The 21,552-nt window shown below is 50.5% G+C and carries 19 protein-coding genes and 1 riboswitch; of the genes, 7 read left to right on the forward strand and 12 right to left on the reverse strand.

Going from position 1 to position 21,552, the window contains the following annotated elements:
• Positions 1–18 precede the first annotated feature (18 nt).
• Entirely contained in the window at positions 19–921 is a 903-nt protein-coding gene (rimK, locus tag J7438_RS09910) for a 30S ribosomal protein S6--L-glutamate ligase (RefSeq protein WP_101747669.1), read from the reverse strand.
• 370 nt (positions 922–1,291) lie between these two features.
• Positions 1,292–1,519: a hypothetical protein gene (locus J7438_RS09915; protein WP_209201067.1), complete on the reverse strand. Its 228-nt coding sequence runs from the start codon at positions 1,517–1,519 to the stop codon at positions 1,292–1,294.
• Between the two features lie 407 nt (positions 1,520–1,926).
• On the opposite strand from J7438_RS09915, the gene yccS reads away from it, so the two are divergent.
• On the forward strand, positions 1,927–4,077 hold the full coding sequence (gene yccS, locus J7438_RS09920; RefSeq protein WP_209276418.1) for a YccS family putative transporter: 2,151 nt from the start codon (positions 1,927–1,929) through the stop codon (positions 4,075–4,077).
• A 62-nt stretch (positions 4,078–4,139) separates the two neighbouring features.
• Here the strand turns inward: yccS and J7438_RS09925 are convergent, their stop codons facing one another.
• Together J7438_RS09925 and J7438_RS09930 are read right to left on the reverse strand one after the other, a co-directional pair.
• Entirely contained in the window at positions 4,140–5,984 is a 1,845-nt protein-coding gene (locus J7438_RS09925; protein ID WP_209276419.1) for a hypothetical protein, read from the reverse strand.
• A gap of 112 nt (positions 5,985–6,096) precedes the next feature.
• Positions 6,097–7,242: a M20 family metallopeptidase gene (locus J7438_RS09930; RefSeq protein WP_209276420.1), complete on the reverse strand. Its 1,146-nt coding sequence runs from the start codon at positions 7,240–7,242 to the stop codon at positions 6,097–6,099.
• Positions 7,243–7,452: 210 nt separating this feature from the next.
• Between J7438_RS09930 and J7438_RS09935 the strand changes: the two genes are divergently transcribed.
• A complete protein-coding gene (locus tag J7438_RS09935; protein ID WP_209276421.1) occupies positions 7,453–8,217 on the forward strand; it encodes an alpha/beta fold hydrolase in 765 nt (254 codons plus the stop codon).
• Between the two features lie 102 nt (positions 8,218–8,319).
• Here J7438_RS09935 and maiA read toward each other — a convergent pair whose 3' ends face one another.
• The 6 genes from maiA to J7438_RS09965 all read right to left on the reverse strand — a co-directional run bounded on the left by maiA (position 8,320) and on the right by J7438_RS09965 (position 13,761).
• Positions 8,320–8,946 (reverse strand): maleylacetoacetate isomerase, encoded by a 627-nt coding sequence (maiA, locus tag J7438_RS09940; RefSeq protein ID WP_209276422.1) that lies wholly within the window; start codon positions 8,944–8,946, stop codon positions 8,320–8,322.
• A gap of 5 nt (positions 8,947–8,951) precedes the next feature.
• Positions 8,952–10,298, reverse strand: coding sequence for a fumarylacetoacetase (gene fahA / locus J7438_RS09945; RefSeq protein ID WP_209276423.1), 1,347 nt, complete (start codon positions 10,296–10,298; stop codon positions 8,952–8,954).
• 52 nt (positions 10,299–10,350) lie between these two features.
• A complete protein-coding gene (hmgA, locus tag J7438_RS09950; protein WP_209276424.1) occupies positions 10,351–11,649 on the reverse strand; it encodes a homogentisate 1,2-dioxygenase in 1,299 nt (432 codons plus the stop codon).
• 186 nt (positions 11,650–11,835) lie between these two features.
• Complete coding sequence (locus J7438_RS09955) at positions 11,836–12,078, reverse strand: hypothetical protein (protein ID WP_209201075.1); 243 nt, start codon at positions 12,076–12,078, stop codon at positions 11,836–11,838.
• A gap of 187 nt (positions 12,079–12,265) precedes the next feature.
• Entirely contained in the window at positions 12,266–13,054 is a 789-nt protein-coding gene (gene cpdA / locus J7438_RS09960; RefSeq protein WP_209276425.1) for a 3',5'-cyclic-AMP phosphodiesterase, read from the reverse strand.
• Positions 13,055–13,296: 242 nt separating this feature from the next.
• On the reverse strand, positions 13,297–13,761 hold the full coding sequence (locus tag J7438_RS09965) for a DUF1249 domain-containing protein (RefSeq protein WP_209201077.1): 465 nt from the start codon (positions 13,759–13,761) through the stop codon (positions 13,297–13,299).
• A gap of 207 nt (positions 13,762–13,968) precedes the next feature.
• On the opposite strand from J7438_RS09965, the gene J7438_RS09970 reads away from it, so the two are divergent.
• On the forward strand, positions 13,969–15,357 hold the full coding sequence (locus J7438_RS09970; RefSeq protein ID WP_209201078.1) for a TolC family outer membrane protein: 1,389 nt from the start codon (positions 13,969–13,971) through the stop codon (positions 15,355–15,357).
• A gap of 115 nt (positions 15,358–15,472) precedes the next feature.
• Positions 15,473–15,763, forward strand: a complete 291-nt coding sequence (locus J7438_RS09975; protein ID WP_101745894.1) for a hypothetical protein — start codon at positions 15,473–15,475, stop codon at positions 15,761–15,763.
• A gap of 6 nt (positions 15,764–15,769) precedes the next feature.
• Here J7438_RS09975 and waaA read toward each other — a convergent pair whose 3' ends face one another.
• Both waaA and J7438_RS09985 read right to left on the reverse strand, forming a co-directional pair.
• The gene (gene waaA / locus J7438_RS09980; RefSeq protein ID WP_209276426.1) at positions 15,770–17,059 is read right to left on the reverse strand and encodes a lipid IV(A) 3-deoxy-D-manno-octulosonic acid transferase; all 1,290 of its coding nucleotides are present in this window, start codon (positions 17,057–17,059) and stop codon (positions 15,770–15,772) included.
• A 108-nt stretch (positions 17,060–17,167) separates the two neighbouring features.
• Positions 17,168–17,416: a hypothetical protein gene (locus J7438_RS09985; RefSeq protein WP_209276427.1), complete on the reverse strand. Its 249-nt coding sequence runs from the start codon at positions 17,414–17,416 to the stop codon at positions 17,168–17,170.
• A gap of 519 nt (positions 17,417–17,935) precedes the next feature.
• On the opposite strand from J7438_RS09985, the gene J7438_RS09990 reads away from it, so the two are divergent.
• The 3 genes from J7438_RS09990 to J7438_RS10000 all read left to right on the forward strand — a co-directional run bounded on the left by J7438_RS09990 (position 17,936) and on the right by J7438_RS10000 (position 21,521).
• Positions 17,936–19,426 (forward strand): cobyric acid synthase, encoded by a 1,491-nt coding sequence (locus J7438_RS09990; RefSeq protein WP_209276428.1) that lies wholly within the window; start codon positions 17,936–17,938, stop codon positions 19,424–19,426.
• Positions 19,427–19,485: 59 nt separating this feature from the next.
• Positions 19,486–20,091, forward strand: a complete 606-nt coding sequence (locus J7438_RS09995) for a cob(I)yrinic acid a,c-diamide adenosyltransferase (protein WP_209201082.1) — start codon at positions 19,486–19,488, stop codon at positions 20,089–20,091.
• 102 nt (positions 20,092–20,193) lie between these two features.
• Positions 20,194–20,386, forward strand: a riboswitch (cobalamin riboswitch).
• A 133-nt stretch (positions 20,387–20,519) separates the two neighbouring features.
• Complete coding sequence (locus J7438_RS10000) at positions 20,520–21,521, forward strand: cobalamin-binding protein (protein ID WP_209276429.1); 1,002 nt, start codon at positions 20,520–20,522, stop codon at positions 21,519–21,521.
• Positions 21,522–21,552: the final 31 nt, after the last annotated feature.

Below are 21,552 nucleotides of genomic sequence, written 5' to 3' on the forward strand. Positions count from 1 at the left end.
TGGGTTGGTGAAGTGGATTTATCCGGTAATTCGTGTGTTACTGGTGCGGCGATAGTTATTTTCAAGGTATTCGATAATGCAGTTGGCTACATCGTTGGCCGTTGCCCGCTCAATACCTTCCAGCCCCGGAGATGAGTTGACCTCCATCACCAGAGGGCCGCGATTGGAGCGAAGAATATCCACACCAGCCAGCCTCAGCCCCATGGCTTTTGCCGCCTTTACTGCGGTAGCCCGCTCGTCTTTGGTCAGTTTCACCAGGCTGGCACTGCCACCCCGGTGAATGTTGGAGCGGAACTCGCCTTCAGGAGCCTGACGTTTCATCGCGGCGATGACTTTGTCGCCAATGACAAAACAGCGAATATCCGCACCACCGGCCTCTTTGATGTATTCCTGGACCATAATATTGGCTTTCAGGCCCATAAATGCCTCCAGGACACTTTCTGCCGCTTTCCGGGTCTCGGCAAGGACCACGCCAATACCCTGGGTGCCTTCCAGCAATTTGATCACCAGGGGAGCACCGCCAACCATATCGATCAGGTCAGGGATATCGCCCGGGCCACTGGCAAAGCCGGTAACCGGCAAGCCCACGCCTTTACGCGACAGCAGTTGCATTGACCGTAACTTGTCACGGGAGCGGGCAATGGCCAGGGACTCATTCAGTGAGTAACAGTTCATCATTTCAAACTGGCGAATAACCGCAGTCCCGTAGAAGGTGTTGGAGGCACCAATACGTGGAATCACAGCATCATAATGAGGCAGCTCCACCCCTTTCATATGAATACTGGGGTGTTTGTCATTGATATTCATGTAGCAACTCAAAATATCAATAACATCGATCGTATGACCTCTGGCTTCTGCAGCCTCAATGATGCGGCGGGATGAGTATAACCGCTCGTTACGGGAAAGTAGCGCAATTCGCATTGGGTAATTCCTGATAAAAGGTCATTCTGCGCTCTGGCTGAAAACCTGGTTCATGACTGATTCAAATTAAAAGGCTGAGAAAAAGTATGGCTTACCAGAGCGCTTTTTACTGAATATGCGCAGACCAGCAGATACATAAAACTGTGTTATAAAAGTAGTACTCGTTTTTTGCTATGAGCATGCGACTGTTGCTGGCTTTGTCGCCATGTCATGGTTGGCGATGAGCCGGGTGTTCTGCTCATGGTAGCTTATTCCATCGTCACAAAAGAGGTCCGGGTAATCGCTTGTCAACAGCAATATAAATCAAAGCGGGCTGACTAACTGCAGCCCTTGGGTAGAGGAGGGATCCTGATCAGTAACGGGGGGCAGTTTACCAGTGGTCAAAGACCAGGTGCTCGTCTCCGAGTAACTCCCGCAACCGTTTGCGTTCAAGGTGAAGCTCCGCTTTCGACCGTTTTTTCTCATAGTCGGCCTGGCGGGTGCGATAACGCTTTTTAGCTTTGGCCGCTTTTTCAAATTCTTCTTCGAAGTCTGGATACTCTTCCATCTCTGCCTGCTCTGAATGCCAGTCAAGACAAATAGAAAACAGCCGTTCCACATCTGCAAACCATCGTTCACAGAGGCTGGTCTACAAGAGAGCGGAACTGGCGTTGCAGCGCTAATTTCTGGTAAAACCGGGGTTCAGTCAATAAAAAAAAACAGGGCCAGAGTAAAACAGGATGAATTCCTGTTTTTTATGATTTAGTTGTTTTTTAGTCTGAAAATAAGGCGTTTTTTCTATAATTTTTCTTTTCTGATGGCATATTTTTAGTGTTTTATGTTTTTTTAGTGAGGGGCTGAGTGATTTTTCCCGGTTTTTTGCTGGATGCTGCTGAGTGAAGCGCCATAAAACCCGTGCCAAAAAGTGGTTGCTCTGGGGTTGCGGTCATCGTTACTTAGTCTCAACGCTTTTTTCGGGTATGCTCACAAACTTTAGATCAATCGTCCGGCAACCAGCTCACCATCATGTTCTTCCCTGATATCTTCCACTTTTTTCGCAATTACTGGGCAAACGACCGGATTAATTACAGTGTAAAAGTCTTTTTTGCCCTGACTGGCGTTACCCTGCCTGCCTGGTATCGGGGATCACCTGATGACATCACGCCCATGGTTCTGGGTGTTATTGCCGCTGCCCTGGCTGAAGTGGATGACAACCTCTGGGGAAGGATTAAAGCGCTGATCATGATGCTGGCCTGTTTTCTGCTGGCATCACTGTCCATTGAGCTGCTGTTTGATTATCCATTGCTTTTTGCAGCAGGGCTGTGCAGTTCGACGTTTGGATTTACCATGCTTGGTGCCATGGGGCCAAGGTATAGCAGTATGGCCTTTGCCTCGCTGTTGCTGGCGGTTTACACCATGCTGGGTGCGGGGGCAAGCCAGAGCCTGTGGGAGCAGCCGCAGCTGCTGCTCAGTGGTGCGCTCTGGTATGGTGTGCTGTCTCTGGTCTGGCATATTCTCTGGCCTAATCGCCCGGTGCAGCAATCCCTGGCCAATATATTTAAAGAGCTGGCGGGTTATCTTGACAGTAAAAGTCAGCTGTTTGATCCCGTCACCAATATGAACCCTCAGCCTCTGCGTCTGGAGCTGGCCAGAAAAAATGTCAGTGTTGTTAACGCCCTGAACCAGGCCAAGGCTTCTTTGCTCCAGAGAGTCCGCCGACAGGACAGTGTGAGCGCGCAGCCTTTCCTGCACATATATTTTCTTGCCCAGGATATTCATGAACGGGTGAGTTCCTCCCATTATCGTTATCAGGATCTGGCAGAGCACTTTTCCCGCAGCGATATTCTTTTTCGCTTTCAGAAAATGTTGCGAGTTCAGGCTAAGGCATGCCAGGCCATAGCCCGCTCTCTGGCCATGGGGCAAGAGTATCTGCATGATAACGAGAATGCAGCGGTTCTTGATGAGCTGCAGCAGTCGCTGAAATATCTGCAACAACAGGGAAACCCTCAGTGGCGATCTCTGCTGGTTCAGCTGGAATATCTGCTGAAAAACCTGACGACAGTGGAATTACAAATATCATCTGTGGGACACCCGGACTCAGAAATATCCGTCGATGAAAGTATATTGGCTGATTCCAACCCCAGGGGAATCAAGGCTCATCTGCTGTGTATCTGGCATGAGTGTCGCCTGGACAGCCCTCTATTCCGACATGGCCTTCGTCTGGCAACGTCGCTGACACTGGGTTACGGGCTGATTCTGGGGTTGCACCTGCAACCCGGTTACTGGGTTCTGCTGACCATCCTGTTTGTCTGTCAGCCGAGCTACAGCGCTACACGGCAGAAACTTGCCCAGAGGGTCGTTGGTACGCTTGCCGGGCTCCTGACCGGCATACCACTTTTGTACCTTTTTCCGGGGCAGGAAGGTCAGCTGGTTCTGATGGTGATCAGCGGCATTCTGTTTTTTGCATTTCGTACAGTACGCTATGATCTGGCCACAGCGTTTATTACCTTGCTGGTGTTGTTTTGTTTTAATCAGCAGGGATTGGGCTTTGCTGTGATTATGCCTCGTCTGGGGGATACCCTCCTGGGCTGCCTGCTGGCCGTCACTGCGGTTGTGTTTATTCTGCCTGACTGGGAATCCAGGCGGCTGAATCGGATTATGGCATTGACCATAGCCAGACATAGAGAGTATCTGGCTCAGGTTATGGCGCAGTACCAGACGGGTAAACGGGATACATTGGCCTATCGCCTTTCGCGTCGTCATGCGCACAATATGGATGCCCGGCTCAATGCCGCCATTATGAATATGCTGACTGAACCGGCCCGCTATCAGCGGGCAAAGGATGAGAGCTTTCGCTTCCTGACCCTTTCCCATGCCATGCTGAGTTACATCTCCACTCTGGGGGCACACCGGATGCTGTTGGCTGGAGACTCTTTTCACGAAGGGCTGCTGGCACAATATCAGTTTATGGATAACCATCTGCGATTGTTGGAGAAACAGTTGATGGGGATCTCTGTGCAAAGTCGTGGAGGTCTTTCTATAGCAGAATTAACCGATGAGCGGCCTGAAACCCGTTTATTGCTGCAACAGTTACAGCTAATGTTTCAAATCATGCCGGAAATGCATCTTCTGGCTGTCGAGATTTACAATAAATTAAATAAGCCTGAAAGTCAGTAACTCAGCTATCAGGACGGAGGTTTTAATCATCATATTGTCGATTAATAGCGGGGGCGAAGGATTTAAATTAAGGTGAGAAGTCTGGTGCAAGGGTCATAATGGCATAAGCCTTCTTCTACCAACTGAGAGATACTTTGATGGGCTGCATTGGATGGAATATTTTCCAGACTGAAAAATTTCAGGTTGATAGTCCAGTACTTTTGCAGCGCAATCGGATTAAGTATGAGCTGATTTCTCGATACATCATACCATTCGGTGAAATTATGGTATTCATTCACATCTTGCTTAATCCACTCAAGCATCGGGTTTTTCTGAGCCGCCAAAAGATTGGTTTTTTCCGTAACCGGGGGTTGATGACTGGCTCCTGCTTCAGATGCAGATAACGGCTTGTTGTGACTGGCCAGATCCGATGGGTCAGATGCCCGGACGAACGATGATTGCCAGAGTGGTTCCTGAGTCGTTACTTTTAACGCATTCAGGACCATAGGATGTCGTAAATTCAAAGAAAAAATATTCCGGGTTTCATCGTAGGTCCAGTAGTTCTGTACTGCAAAAAAACGGGCAACAAAATCAAACTCAGTTCGTTCACGATACCCGGATGGATTGGTTGATAGCCATTTGGTCGTCAATTTTTTCATGTCGATTATAAGCTCGCCCGCTGCTCTGTCATGCCATGTTGCAAAGCTTTGCTGCCCATCAGCATTTGAAAAAATAAAAGACAGGCAGCCTTCGCAGCTTCTTGTTGTTGGTGCTTTGTAAGTTGGCTTTATCGGATCAGCCTGTTTGGCGGACTGAGCACTCAATGGTGTTTTTCTGGCGTCTGTTCGAGCCTCAGGGAGTGTGCTCCTGGTCTGGGCCATACCAGGTGTTGAGCACCCTGTATTTGCCAATGTTGATATCGTGATTTGAGGTGGGGTTGTAATAGGAGTAGCTTGCCTTGAAGTGGATTGTGCAATGGATTGGTTATTCTTTACTGACGAGGTGGTATCAGCTGAGTAGTGTTTGAACTTAAGTTGGAAAATGATTTCATATGAATCGGTAAGCCCTACACATTCAACATCATTATTCTTGATTTCTTTTATTAAGGCATCTTGTAATGTTTCGCCATTAACTACGTTAAGTTGCCGCTGAAGTGTACTCCATTCTTTCTTCACTTGCTCAGTATTTATTACTTTAAATGTTCCCCGGTCTTTATTAATCCATTGAACAGATAGGCCAATATCTGCCTGTCTTGCCAAAAAAGTACAGGCATACAACTGTGGTGACCTTGCTATTTCATGTTGAGTCTGTGTGGTTATGTTCAGTCCTGTACCCGAAGAGTGTGTAGATAAGGATCGTTCTGGCCCTTTACGTCGCTCAGGTATATTGTAGGGCGCATGCTGATGACGCAATGCTTTGGTAGTTGTCTTTTTGGTAACCAGGTCGGCCTTATACGACGAGAGTCTGTACTGCTGACCAGACAGGGCGGTTATATCTTCTGAGTGGCATAAAGCATTATGTAATTCACTGGGATTCAGGACGCCTTTAAGACGTTGATCTTGCTTCCATTGAGCTTCTGTCAGGTACCAGTCATTTATTTTCAGAATACCTTGTTCCTTGTTAAGCCATGTGACGGGGGGCTCATTTGCACTGCTCTCTAAAAAAGCATGCAGACAGGTTGGTTTATTACGGGGGAAATGACTTTCTGTCTGGCTTCTAAGTGCCATTTGTCTTTGTAAAACCGGGGTGGATGTGCTGGATGGCGCAACCTGATACCCCGTGTGGTATAACTGTAATTGAGTATGACCTACCAGCCACTGGTTATATTCCATCTGTTCATGAGTGGCAGAGAGAGGATGGTTATAGGCAAGGGGAGTGAAGTATGTGTTTTGAAAACTGGTATTTTTAGGGTCCATTGCAATAAACATAATTTAATGAGATTGAAATCTTACGACCGAAAATATGCCTGTTAGTTCCTTTTGTTTTTACTTTTGTGGGCTCACCGGTGATTGATGAGCCCTGATTTATTGGCTTCTGATGTTATCGGCCAATGGTTTCCGCCAGGTTGATCAGCACATTGCGCAGCAGTTTCAGGCGGGGCTCGATGGAGTCCAGCACCAGAAACTCATCACGGCTGTGCATGCCGCCGCCAATCGGGCCCAGACCATCAATCGTGGGCACGCCCAGTGAGCCGGTCAGGTTGGCATCGGAACCGCCACCCACTGCCTGCCAGGTAATGTTCAGTCCCATATCCTGACCGGTTTTTTCAATCAGGGCCATCAGCTTTTCACTGCCTTCATTCGGGGTAAAGGCCGGCTTGTGGGCTTCGCGGGTCAGCTTGATATCAATGCCCGGCAGTGAAGGGTTTTCCAGCATGTGCTGGATCTTACTTTCCAGACGGGCGTAGTCATCGTTATCCCAGAAGCGGATATCCAGGACCGTGGACGCATAGTCTGGTACCACGTTACCGGCGGAACCGCCCTTAACAACACCAAAGTTCAGGGTGGTGCCAGTTGCAAAGTTGGTTTCCCGGTTCAGAGTGGTGATCCAGTGCGCCAGCTCAGTAATGGCAGAAATACCTTTCTCGGGCTCATTACCTGCGTGCGCCGCTTTGCCCTTGAACTCTACCTGGTAAGAGGCCATGCCTTTACGGGCTTTAACCAGTGAACCATCAGCACGGGCAGCTTCAGCCACCAGTACATAACGGCTTTTGCTGGCAATGCCCTTGAGCCAGTCGCCGGAGTAGATTGAGCCGATTTCTTCATCCGGATTCATACAGACGCAGATGTTCAGACGACCAACGACGTCTTCTGGCAACTGACTGATGGCCTTAAACATATTGAGCTGGCCGGATTTCATATCAGCCACGCCCGGACCGTAGGCTTTTTCACCATCATGGGTCAGGGACCATTCGGCCACCGTGCCTTCCGGGAAAACGGTATCCAGGTGTCCGATCAGCATGATGTCGTACTCTTCGGCTTCCGGCTTATTGGTCGCCAGCAGGCCCGGGCCTACTTTTTCATCAAAGGTATGACGGGTAACCTGCCAGCCGATGCCCTGGTATTTTTCGGTCATGATATCAGCAACCTTGCTGACACCCGCGGGGGTCCAGGTTCCGCAATCGACGTTAATCAGTGGCTTCAGCTCTTCCAGATATTGATCCAGATTGAAGTGTTGATCACTCATGATGGCTTTATATTTCCTGCTTTGAGGTTAGGTTGTTTACCGGAACCGGGACAGCGGTGATGATGATCATAAATAAGCCGCTGGCTTTTCTGGCAAAGCTCAATTTACGATCTTTGTACCAAATGCAGAGGCGGTTGTACTGGCGTTTAGGTAGAATTCCTGATCAGTATTTACCGTTTTTCAGCAACCTATAAGAGAAGCAATGAAAACATGAAATTGTACGCAAGGCAGCAAGGGCAGGGGGCTGATGTGATCAGTTTGCATGGTCTGTTTGGCTCTCAGGAAAACCTGGGGATGATCAACCGTGGTCTTGCTGAATCATTTCGTGTTCATGGGCTGGATCTGCGCAATCATGGGCGCTCACCCCATGATGGGGCGATGAATTATCCGGTCATGGCGGAAGATGTTCTGGCCTATATGGATGATAACCAGCTTGAGACAGTGCATTTGGTTGGCCATTCCATGGGCGGTAAAGTGGCGATGACCATTGCCCTTATGGCACCGGAGCGCGTCACCAGGCTGGCTGTGATCGATATTGCGCCGGTCACTTATCAGGAAAGGCGGCACGACAGTATTCTTGAAGGGTTGTCGTCCATGCCTTTGCATACGCTGAACAGCCGTACTGAAGCGGACCGTTTTCTGGAAGCTTATGAACCAGAACAAGGTGTGCGTCAGTTTCTGCTGAAAAACCTCTACCGTGATGAGCAGGGGCACTATCGCTGGCGGGTGAACCTGCCTGTGATTATGGCGCATTATATGGAAATTCTTGTTGGGCAGCACTCTGATACAGGGTTTGCCAATAAAACCCTGTTTATCAAGGGCGGTGAGTCTGACTATATTTTGCCGGAACACCGTGAGCAGGTGCTGGCACTCTTTCCATCAGCATCTATGCGGGTGATACCGGGCGCGGGCCACTGGGTTCACGCCCAGAAGCCAGAGTTGGTGACTCGGACACTGTTGCGCTTTTTCGGATGAGTATTTCTACAGACGCTACCCGCCTCCCGCTACCCGAAAAGCGGAACCACCTGAGCTTTTGCGGGCAGCGGGTGGCGGGAAGCGGGCGGCGACAATAATCCCTTACACAGCGTCCGGCTGGTTTTCCGGTGCCGCATCAATAAATGCAGGCTGCGCATTGCAGTGCTGGTAGATTTTATGGATTTTTGGGAAGTCTGACATGTCTATCTTAAAGCGCAGGGCATTAAACACTTGTGGTACAAGGCAGATGTCGGCTATGGAGGGCTGTGCCGAGCAGCAGAAGGGCTGGTCATCCAGCTGTGCTTCCAGTGCGGTAAAACCTGTGTGAATCCAGTGCTTGTACCACTGTGTTTTGGCATCGTCACTCACTGCCAGTTCCTGCTGCAGGTATTTCAGTATTCTGAGGTTATTGATCGGGTGAATGTCGCAGCTGATCTGGTAAGCCAGGCTGCGAAGCTGGGCTTTTTTCCAGGGATCTCCGGGGATAATGGAGCGTTCAGGGAATGACTCTTCCAACCACTCAATAATGGCCAGAGACTGGGTGAGCATTCCTTTATCGGTGGTGAATGTGGGTACCAGTCCCTGGGGGTTGATATTTTTATACTCCTCCGAGTTCTGCTCACCTTTCAGCAGGTTGATGGCCGATTGTTGATAATCAAGCGCTTTCAGGTTCAGGGCAATTCTTACCCGATAGGCAGCCGATGAGCGGAAGTAGCTGTAGAGTTTCATGGTGTTTATTCTCCAATATCCGCCCGGGCAGACAAATCAGCCTGAGCCGGTAAAACTGTCGCCTGCACTTCACCGAAGCCGATACGGGCATGTCCGGCTTTTTCACACCAGCCTGTGAAAATAACGGTATCGCCATCTTCGAGGAATGTTCTTGTCTCACCGTTGGGCAGAGTCAGAGGTTTTTTCCCGCCTCCGGAAAGCTCCAGCAAGGAACCCGCTTCTTCCGGGTCAGGGCCTGACTGAGTGCCGCTGCCAAACAGATCACCCGGCCGGAGGTTGCAGCCATTCACGGTATGATGTGCCACCATCTGGTTGATGGTCCAGTAGGAATGACGAAAGCTGGATTGGGACAGTTTCGCAGGTGAATCTCCTGCCTGTTCCATCTGTCTGCTCAGCAGATGGGCAGAGAGCTGAATATCAATGGAGCCCTGCTGGCGGTTTTTCCGGGAGTCAAGGTAAGGCAGTGGCTGGGGATCACTGGCGGGGCGTTCAAAGCTGGTCAGGTAAGGCACCAGCGCTTCCAGGGTGACAATCCAGGGGGACACGGTGGAAGCAAAACTCTTGGATAAAAATGGCCCCAGTGGCTGGTATTCCCAAGCCTGAATATCCCGGGCGGACCAGTCATTAAACAGACAGAGACCAAATACGTGTTGATCAGCCTGATCCAGCGCGATCGGTTCTCCCGGGGCATTGCCGGGGCCAATGAAGATCCCCATTTCCAGTTCATAATCCAGCCGTTTACAAGGGCCAAAAGAGGGAGCGTCAGCATCCGGCGCTTTGGTCTGGCCGCAGGGGCGGTGAAAATTCTGGCCTGATACATCAATAGACGATGCACGGCCGTGGTAGCCAATGGGCACCCATTTGTAGTTGGGCAGCAATGGGTTATCGGGTCTGAACAGTGAACCTACGCTGGTGGCGTGGTGGATGGAGGTATAAAAGTCGGTGTAATCACCAATCTGGCAGGGCAGGCGATATTCCACCTCGTCCATGGCAACCAGACAGCCCGACAGTTCAGCTTCTTCCGGGGCTCCGGTACGCAGGGCTTTGGATAACGCCGATCTCAGGGATGACCAGTGCTCAAGGCCGAGCCCCATAAATCGGTTGAGGGTTTCATCACAGCACGTTTCCAGGGCCTCACTGGACAGTCCTGAAGCAATGCTTGTGTGGGAAACGGCGGCAAGATCCAGAACCTGGTTGCCAATGGCGACACCTGCCCGAAAAGATTCACCACTGCCTTTACGTCGGAAGATGGCAAAGGGCAGGTTTTGAATGGGGAAATCACTGTTTTTGTTATTGGCTGATGTAACCCAGCTGGTCAGGTTGACATCGTGTGTTTCATTGAGTGCTAGCATGATGGGCTTTCAGTCTCCGGCGTATGTGAGAAAAACGGCAAGTTATTTATTCTTATCGGCTAAAGTGCTTCTTGAGCCCTTTCCAGCAATCAATATAGTCGGTTTGGCGGGCATTACTTTCCAGCGCAAACCGGGTTGGCGCATAGATAAAGCGAGACTCAAACATAAAGGCCATGGTGTCTTTGTAGCGCACAGGCTTCAGCTCTGCGGCACTGGCTTTGTCAAACACTTCAGCCTCGGGTCCGTGGGGGCTCATGCAGTTATGGAGGCTGGCTCCACCGGGTACAAATCCTTGTTCCTTGGCGTCATAAGTGCCGTGAATCAGCCCCATAAATTCACTCATGACATTGCGGTGATACCAGGGCGGACGGAAGGTGTTTTCAGCCACCATCCAGCGGGGCGGGAAGATAACCAAGTCCACATTGGCGACCCCGGGGGTGTCACTCTGAGAGGTTAATACGGTGAAGATGGAGGGGTCAGGATGGTCGAAGCTGACGGTGTTGATCACATTGAAGCGGGACAGGTTGTATTTATAGGGTGCAGAAGTGCCCACCCAGGCGACCACATCCAGGGGAGAATGATCCAGGCGGCAGCTGAACAGGTTTCCGGCAAACTTGGCCACCAGTTCAAACTCACCATCGATATCTTCAAAGCAGGCCACCGGATAATGGAAGTCCCGATCATTGGCATAACCATTGGCCCCTACCGGTCCGCGTTCGGGAAGAGTCAATGGCGCACCGTAGTTTTCACAGATGTAGCCTCTGGCTGTGCCTTCCGGTAGTTGAATCTGAAACTTGATACCCCGGGGAATGACCAGAATTTCACCGGGAGGCACATGCAGGTTGCCCAGCTCGGTGCGTGCCAGAATGGCTCCCTGTTGAGGGACAATCAGCAGCTCACCATCGGCGTTGTAAAAGAAGCGATTGGCCATATCCCGGTTGGCCAGGTACATGTGCACAGCAGAACCGGTCTGAGTGTGGAGGTCACCGTTAGCCGCCATGGTGACCAGGCCATCAATAAAATCGGTTTCTTCTGCCGGTAAGTCAAGAGCGTCCCAGCGCATGGGGTCCGGGGGCGCTGGCACCTCAGTTACAGGACCAGAGCGAAGCAGGTTTGATGCTATTGGTTGATACTTGCCCTGGGCTGCTGACGGGCGAATCCGGTACATCCAGGTCCTTCTGTTTTGATGTCTTGGTGCGGTGAATGCGGTTGTGGAGAATTGCTCTGCATAGAGCCCCATGGGCGCACGTTGCGGATTGAATTGCCCGATGGGGAGGGCTCCTTTCAGGGCTTCGGTTTCATGTTCGTTACCAAAGCCATGGAGGTATTGGAGTTCGGAAGGTGTTGTCATTCGTCATTGCCCCATAATCGTAAAGTCGATGTCTGATCAGCACAGAACATTTATGGCAACTGGTGCAGAAAAGCGTTACTACTGGTGCTATTGCTGTTATGCCTTATTTATGAACCATTTCTATCGGCGATGCCATAAATAAAAAATGCCACGTCAATAAGTGGCTTTTTGGGCTGGTGATATGATTCAGAGGCGGGGTTTGTAGCTGGGCTGGTTGATATCGTCAACATCATCAAACTCTTGAAAGCTTTCTGAAATACTGTTTTTCAATTTGCTTTTCTCAAAGTAGTCTTCAATGCCCTTTCTTATGGTTGATGATTTAAGCCCCTTGTGCCTTGCTTTGCGTGCTTTCGCCTTTCTGTGTTCGTGATTGCTGTTCCACAAAGCATCATCCCAATCATCCTGATGCATGGACTTTATCCTGGTCATAACTACATCCTTATGTTTACTGCTCCTAACAATAAATCTAGGAAAGGATACGGACCTATTTAATAAAAAATGGTTATATGATTCTAATCGATTAATTCTGAAAGATTTCTGAGATCCTTCAGTAATGCTGACTGTGGCAGTGCTTTAGTATTCAGCGGAAAATTGACCATCGATTGTTGATGGCCTGTCAGTAACCGTTTGATCTCAGGTCAACTTTCATTGGTTTATCACCCACTCTTACAACGTTGCTTTTTATCTGACCGTCGGGCAAAAGATCAACCACACGAAAGCCCGGTTGCCTAGTATCCGCCTGAAAATCATCCGATTCTGGCGCAAACTGAACACAGGTCGAAGGGGTTGCCATAACCGGAAGATCGCAGAATTGATAGGTTCTGGCCTGGTGCACATGGCCGTGAATGATGCCCCGGACCGTGTTGTGACCAGTGATAACCCTGGCCAGATCCTCCGGGTTTTGCAGCATGATCTGATCCATCCATCGACTATTGATGGGGGCCGGGTGATGATGGAGAGCCAGAAGCGTATGCTTGTCCGGCTCCTGCTGCAAGCAGGTAGCCAGCCGTTCCAGCTCAGTTTCCCTGAGATAGCCGTGTGTTTTGCCTTCGACCTGAGTGTTCAGCAGGACTATTTGCCAGTCACCCAGAATAATCTGCTTTTGCAGCGCCGATGGGTTTATCGCCGCCATAAGATGGGGCTGATCATGATTGCCCGGCAACCAGTAGCTGGGCGCATTGATTTTTAACAGTTTTTCTTTCAGGTGATGGTATGAGGTGGCACTGTCATCCTGGCTCAGGTCTCCGGTGACCAGAAGGCAATCAGGTTCCCGGTAGTCTTTTTGTATTTTTGTCAGCACCTCATCCAGAGTCGCTGAGGTATTTACTCCCATCAGTGTCGAGCCGGAATCAGCAAAGAGGTGAGGGTCGGTAATCTGCAGGACTCGAATTCTGGCGGTATTCATCGGCTGTTTGTATCAGTGTCTTTGTTATCCAGCCTGAGCGGTGCCTATTCCCGGGGAAGAATGTGATGTTCTCAGGCTACGGGTTTTCTGTATCAGCCCTATCAAGCTTAACCACAGGGCACCATCATAGCCCGCCACATCAGGATTGAAAATGGAGTAATGCCGGTTTTGGGAAGCCGTGCGGGGTTTTGATGGAGGCGATGTTTTTTTGAGTATGAACCCGAAACCGGGATCACAACTGTTTACCCTGTCTTTTCTGTATAAGTTCGACAGGCAGGTAAAGCGTAATCAAGCCATTGAGCCAGAAACTGATTATGCTGCTCTTTTTCATCGGGCTGATGCATTTTACTATTGGGATAATCGTACCGTGGCTGTAGTATCTGGCTTGTTTTTCGGGAGACAATTTCGGCCATTTTAACGTCGTGATAAAGACGCACTTCGGCTTTTGGCATGTTGAATAATTGCCCCCAGTCAGCTTCCATTTGCAGCGTTAACAAAGTGGTAAATGGTGACCGTTCCAAAACGTCAATGACCAGCCATTCCACGCCGCTTGCCAAACTGTTTCTGTGTTTAACCGGCAGGCGAAAGTGTTCCTGATCTGATAACTCAGGCAGCAGACGCATTAAACGCAGGTAGTTACTTTCACAAACCTGTTGCAGGCGGATCAGGTTGACACGGTAGTTGGGTTTCAGCGAATGTCTTTTCATAGCACCTATTATAGCGTTCTCCTGCCTTCACCCTGAAGAAGCAATATCCATAGAGGAATTCGTCACACTACTGCATTTTTTGTGCAAATTAGTGTAGATTTCCTTGATCTGAGTTTGCTACAGCGATTTTATCCCCAACCAGGAACCAGTCAGGCTACCGTTAGCCGGTGAAGAATGACTGGCGAACTTTCCAAGGATCACAAGATTATGTCACGAAATAGTCGTAGAGGGTTTCTGCTTGCCGCCCTGGCGGGTGCCGTATTAAACGTGCAGGCTGCACCAACTCAGTACAATCTGCTCGATGTATACAATATGGCGCTGAAGAATGATGCCCAGCTGGCGGCGGCCGAGGCATCCATGAAGGCGGTTCAGGAAACGGTTAACCAGGGCCGTTCGGCATTGCTGCCCACCCTGGGTTTGTCTGCTAACACGCAATATAACAAGACATCTTCTGAGTTGACGAATGGTTCAGATACTGATGAAAACTATAACTCTCATGGTTGGGGCGCGACATTAACTCAACCACTGTTCAATATGAACAGCTGGTTCAATTATGAGCAGGCCAAGTCTGTCGGGGATCAGGCTTCTGCTGTATTTGCCAATGCCCGGCAGCAGTTGATCCTGCGTGTGGCAGAGTCTTATTTTAATGTGCTCCGGTCCGAAGACAGCCTGATGACCGCAAAAGCCCAGGAAAGAGCATTAAAGCAGCAACTGGATCAGGCGCGTGAACGTTACAATGTGGGGCTGATTGCAGAAACAGACGTGCTGGTGGCCCGTGCAGCTTATGACAATGCCCGCGTAGCCCGCATTCAGGCTGAGAACCTGGTCTCTGTCAGCTACGAAGGGCTGCGGACCATTGTCAACCAGGATGTCACCGATATTGCCCAGCTGGAAAAGGCAATGCCAGTGGTTGCGCCAATGCCAAACAATCCTGAAGAGTGGGTGAGCATGGCACTGGCCAATAACCTGGGGTTAAAAGCGGCCCGGGAAGGATTAACGGCTTCTGAGTCCAAAGTAAAAGCCAGCAAGTCTGGTCATGCTCCAACAGTTAATGCGTTTGCCAGCTATAACTACAGCTCTAACAATTCCAGCCAGGCCTCAGGACAAGGTACTTTCTCTGGCGATCGTACTGATAGCGTTGTTGGCGTTCAGTTCGATCTACCGATCTTCGCTGGTGGCGCTATCACCTCTACTTCCCGTCAGGCAGGCTATCAACTGGAAGAAGCCCAGAAAAATTACGATCAGCAGCTCAGGGGCACCAATGCCAATACCCGTAACCTGCTGAGAACCGCTACCTCGGATGTGGACCGGGTTCATGCCAGCTGTCAGGTGATTATCTCGTCAGAAAGTGCCCTGAAAGCGACTCAGAGTGGTTATGAAGTGGGTACCCGCAACATCACTGATGTTCTGGACGCTCAGCAGCAGCTCTACTCTTCCATCAGTAACTATCTGAACACCCGTTATGACTTTATCGTTAATACACTGAAGCTCAAACAGGCTGTGGGAACTCTCAGCCCGACAGATCTCGAAGAGCTGAACCAGTGGATGACGGATGCCAGTGGCGAACTGTCTGTTCCGGATCAGTGCGGTGGTTAATTACTGATCATCATGGCATTTCTGTAAAAATGGCTTCTGGTGGAGCCATTTTTATTTGGAGTCAAATGGCTGCTGATACTGAATCCACTCTTCTATACTGAGTAGATACTCGGTTATGGACGATAATGTCATGGATGAGCATATCAGGAACTGCGAAACCCGTATGAAATCTTATGTGGATGAAGGGTGTTCTCTGGCAGAGGCCTTTCTTAAGACCTTTGCCTATGAAGACCTGGAAGAACAGCAAAGGGTTATGAATCGGATTCTTGGCAAATTGTCCATCCAGGGGCTGCAATCCGGTAACGATTACTATTTTGTAGACGGCAGTCGTCTGAATATTGATCCTGCGGTGGATTCAATGCTGGCCACCAAGTCGTCCAACACCAACTTACGCCCCGGACTGTAACAATGTTTACTTGCCGGACGGCATAAGCTGATCAACCAGCATCAATGTCTTTTGCAGTGCTCCCCGGTTGTTACGGACAAACTCTCCGGCATGCAGGCTCATACTTTTATACTCCTCTTTATCCTGCACCAGGCTGATGGCGCTCCGGGCGAGCGCTTCGCTATCGTTAACAATGTTCAAACCTCCCGCCTGAATCAGAGATTCGCTGATCTCTTCAAAATTAAACACATGAGGCCCGGACAGCACCGGCAGGTTTAATGCCGCTGGTTCCAGCATATTATGCCCGCCCGTTGGTACCAGACTGCCACCCACAAAGGCTATATCAGAGGCGGAGAACAGCTTCATCATTTCGCCCATGGTGTCCCCGAGAATAACCCTGGTCTGATCAGAAGGCTGGGTTCCCTGGCTATGGCGGACCACAGGGAGCTGGTTGTCCAGGATCAGCTGGTGGACACGGTCAAACCGCTCAGGGTGTCTGGGAACCAACAGTAATCGTACTTCCGGTGACGCTGCCAGAATGATTTTAAACGCATCAAGTACCTGCTGATCCTCGCCGTCATGAGTACTGGCGGCCACCAGAATACGAATGTCGCTGCCCATACCCTGCTGCCACTTCTGCCGAAGTGCCTGACCTGTGGTGATGATGTCCGGAGCGACATCCAGATCAAACTTGATACTGCCGGTAACGTTGAGCTGTTGCTCGGGCAGGCCAAGCTCCAGAAATCTCCGTCCCGTCTCCTGGTTCTGGGCGGCAACCATATCGATCTGTTTTAGCATGGGGCGGGTGAGAAAGCCGAAGCGCCCATACCCTCTGGCCGAGCGTTCAGAGAGTCGGGCATTGGTAACCAGTACGGGAATCGAACGTTTGTGGCAGGCGGCAATGGTGTTGGGCCATAGCTCGGTATCAATGACGATGGCCATGACTGGCTTTACCTTGTCCAGGAATCTCCTGACAGCACAGGGAAGATCATAGCTCGCGTAGACATGGTCCACGCTGTCGCCATGAATTTTGCCAACCTGGGCCGAGCCAGTGGGAGTCATGGTGGTAATTAACACTCGATGGGTTGGGTAATTCTTTTGCAGTTGCTTAACCAGCGGGCCGCTGGCAATGGTTTCTCCCATGGATACCGAGTGTACCCAGATAATGGGTTTATCTGAGGCGGGGAGACTGAAGAAGCCAAATCGTTCCCTCTTTCTCTGCCAGTACTCTGGTGCTTTTTTGGAACGCAAGTAGAGGCGGACCATTGCCAAGGGGGATATCAGATATAACAGCAGAGAATAAAAAATACGACTCATGAGATACCACAGGTTGAAAGTTTTTGGAGCTGAATGTTAACAAAATTCCTGCCTGTCTTCCGTTGAGTGAAGAAACGGACGGGAAACCGGGTAAAGACAGCATTTAAGTCATGACGCACGCTTGGAGGAAATATGCACTTCTAATTCAAATATCCATGCTTCTCTTAACCTGTGAGTATTTTGAAGATCCGATGACTTTTTACCTTTAAGATCACTGAGATCAATTCTGGAGGTATCAATTCCCTCGACAGGTTTACCTTTGGAAAGATCATACAGCTGTTTGTTATCCAGAATGTACGCTTTCATTGCCAGGGAGTAGGCTTTCTGATCAGAATCATAAGATGGAATAGTTATCATGGTTTTTTTCACCGGAGACCATATCTGAATGAAGTTGGAGTTTGTGTCAATTGTTGCGGTTGTTTCGTTGCCAGAATTATTTCCCTGCTGGCTATCGGGACTCATCCGGGTTTGGACGGGACTGTTTCGGGTCACCGCTCTGTTAAACACCGACGAAAAACGACCTCTGTGCCGTCTGGTATCTGCTTCAGGCCTGTCTATATTGGGCAATAACATGGAAAGAGTACGGGACACTCTCCTTATGAAGTTGCCAGATCTTGATGTGGCGGACCTGCGTAGCTGAACCTGATCTTTTCCAGTGCTGGCTGGTTCGGAATCTATGGCGGAACCTGTGCATTGTTGTGGAGCTGAAAATTTGGCCGCTGCACTGGTCTCCATACAATCACTAACCCGGGGTTGCGTCATGTACGTTCAATTTGACTCTTTATTCTATTAAAAGTTCTTACATTGAATATTTTTTACCCTTGAGTTTTTCTGCCCTTATAATCCATGCCTTTCTGACAGGCTGGAATTCCCGCTATGGGCAGCAACCCAACACACACTTTGATGGTACAGGGTACAACCAGTGACGCTGGGAAAAGTGCCCTTGTCGCAGGACTTTGCCGGGTATTCCGGCGTCATGGTATTTCGGTAGCGCCTTTCAAGCCCCAGAATATGGCACTGAACAGCGCCGTCACCGGGGATGGTGGTGAGATTGGCCGGGCCCAGGCGCTTCAGGCTGCAGCAGCAGGGCTTGAACCTCATACGGACATGAACCCGGTCTTGCTGAAACCAAACAGTGATATCGGTGCCCAGGTGATCGTCAATGGCAAAGCCGTGGGGGAAATGAATGCGGCTGAGTATCATGCCTGTAAACCGGAGGTCATGGCCGCCATTTTGCGCTCCTGGCATCGTTTGCAGAGCCAATATCAAACCGTGCTGGTGGAGGGGGCTGGTAGCCCGGCAGAGATTAATCTGCGCGAAGGCGATGTCGCCAATATGGGTTTTGCAGAACAAGCGGACTGTCCGGTGATTATCATTGCGGATATCGATAAGGGCGGGGTTTTTGCCCATCTTTACGGTACCCTGGCGCTGCTCTCGGAGTCCGAACAGGCACGGGTAAAAGGATTTGTGATCAACCGTTTCCGGGGTGACGTAAAACTGCTTGAGTCCGGACTCCGTTGGCTTGAAGAGAAGACCGGCAAACCAGTACTGGGCGTTTTACCTTACCTTCATGGGTTACATCTGGAAGCAGAAGATGCGGTGATTGCCCAGCAACATCTGGCAGACCGGAAAACCCTGTTGAAGGTAGCTGTACCGATTCTGACCCGCACCAGCAATCACACCGACTTTGACCCTCTGCGCCTGCACCCTGAAGTGGACATTCACTTTGTCGGAAAAGGGCAGTCCATTCCGGCATGTGATCTAGTTATTATTCCGGGGACCAAAAATACCCGAACCGATCTTGCGTTTCTCAAAGACAACGGCTGGGATCAGGATATCCTCAGGCACCTGCGCTACGGTGGCAAATTGATGGGGATCTGCGGCGGTTACCAGATGCTCGGTAAGGCAGTGCATGATCCGCAGGGCATTGAAGGTGCCGCCGGAAGCTCACAGGCGTTAGGTCTTCTGGATCTGGAAACCACCATGGTTCGTGAGAAGACACTCACCCGGGTCAGTGGCACTATGCAGTTGCCGGGCCAGGAGCCTGTACCCGTCACCGGCTATGAAATTCATGCCGGGGTGACCACCGGCGCGGCCCTGGAAAAACCGCTAATCCAGCTGGATCAGCAGGTGGATGGGGTGATGTCAGACGACAGTCAGATATTTGCCACCTATCTCCATGGCGTGTTTGAACAGCCTGATGCCTGCACAGCCATTTTGACCTGGGCCGGTTTGCAGGAAGCCTCAAGGATTGATTATCACCTGTTAAGGGAAGAGGGCATTAACCGAATGGCGGATGCTATCGAAGAGCATCTCGATATGGGTAAAATCTTTGCACTGTGTGATATTGAACCACAAAGCCACTGAGTGCAGAAAAACGCTAACAACGCTTTGTGGTACAAGCATTGACTGGAAGAACCTGAGTTATGACTGAAAAAAAAGGCTACCGGCTAACCCGTATCTACACTCGAACTGGCGACCAGGGCATGACCCGCATTGGCGATGGTCAGCAGCTGCCAAAGTCACACCCCCGGCTCCATGCCATAGGTTCCGTGGATGAAGCCAACAGCTGGCTTGGCCTGTTGATCCACTCCCTGAAGCAGGGCAATGAAGTCACTGAAAACCAGTTGCAACAGATTCAGGATATCCAGCACCGGATGTTTGATGTGGGGGGTGAGCTGGCCATGCCGGGCTATCAGCTGATTCAGGAAGCCCATACCACAGCCATTGAGGCTCTGATTGACGAACTCAATGCACCATTGCCGCCTCTGACAAACTTCACCCTGCCCGGTGGTGGTCAGTCTGCCTGCCATTGCCACATGGCCCGAACCGTATCCCGCCGGGCGGAGCGGCATATTATCGAGTTAAACGAAGCGCTTCAGGAAAGTGGTGAAAAGATCAACGAACCATTACTGAAATTTGTGAACCGTTTGTCCGATCTTATGTACGTCCTTGGCCGTCATTGTGCCCGCCAGGATGAGGGAGAGGTCCTCTGGCAGGCATCCGAGAAAAGCAAAACAGCCTCCTGTTAGCAAGAATAACAGCAAAAAAATCGACAAACCCCTAGTGATTTAAGTCAAAGGTTTAGTTAGTATTGCGCAACTTTGTAAGGGTTTCGTCAGTGATTAGTATGAATCACGACGCTTTTGACCGCACATTTCGGCTGTTGCTGAACCGGTCAAAAGAGGGAACGGGGTGAAAAACCCCGACTGTACCCGCAACTGTAATGGACGAGTTCTCTGCGATTTATGCCACTGGTTCAACCGGGAAGGCTGCCGGGAACGATGACGCCAGAGTCAGGAGACCTGCCTTTGCAAAGCCCAAGAAGTCTGCACATGCAGGCGCAAACCGGGCGGGTAACCTGGCGGCTGGGAACATATCTCCTTATACACTGGGCTTTTTTGATAAGCCCGGTGGCCGCGCGTGCCGCCCTGAGTATTGATTGTGACTCAGGGAGACCATGAAAACACATTCCGTAACCTGCAAGACGCTGAAGAACAGGCTGCCCCGGTTAATGCTGGTGCTGGCCATGGTATTGGTCAATGCCGTTGCATTGGCCTGCGGTACTGCCCGGGCCAGCGAGTCTGACAGCCAGTATTGTGTGACCGATATGAGCGACCGCGCTGTCTGTCTGGATACCCGTTCGCCCAGAATCATCAGCTTGTCTCCGGGTTCTACTGAATTGTTATTTGCTGCCGGTGCCGGTGATCGCGTTATTGCGGTTGATCAGCACAGCGATTTCCCTGAAGCGGTCAAACAGCTGCCCAATGTGGGTGGCTACCCCAATGTGAGTGTTGAAGCCATTGTGGCCATGAAGCCTGATCTGGTGGTGGTCTGGACTGCCGGTAATTCCCAAAAGGTGATTGATCAGCTGGATTCCCTGGGCGTCAGCACCTTTCATATCGATGTGGTGGATTTTGCCGGCATTAAGCGAGCCATCCGAAGTCTCGGGCAGGTGGCCGGGACTGAAAAAACAGCCGAACAGGTGGTTGGCGACTTTACTGCGCGTTTGCACACACTGCAGAGTCACTATGCCCGGCGTGAGCCGGTATCGGTGTTCTTCGAAATCTGGCGATCACCACTGCTGACGGTGGGTAATGGCCTGGTGATTGATGAAGTTATTTCGCTGTGTGGTGGCCGGAATATCTATGGTGATGTCTCCGGGCGTATTCCCAAAATCGGTATCGAATCCCTGATTACCCGTGATCCACAGGTCATTATTGGTTCTGACCCGCAAGGCGATACCCCACAAACCCGCAAAGAGTTGCTCGACTACTGGAGCCAGTGGCAAAACCTGCAGGCGGTACAGCGGCAACAACTGTTTTCGGTACCCAGTGATCTGATTGCCAGACCAACGCCCAGAATTCTGGAAGGGGCAGAGATAATCTGCCACCAGTTACAAGCGATGCGCTCAAAGGCAAGCCACTCGGAATATGTGGCTGCCCAGGCACCACTTCATTAAGAGAGTCCGTTCTGAAAAGGCGGGCTTCTGC

This window comes from Thalassotalea sp. G20_0, assembly GCF_017744175.1.
Lineage (GTDB): Bacteria > Pseudomonadota > Gammaproteobacteria > Pseudomonadales > Endozoicomonadaceae > Endozoicomonas.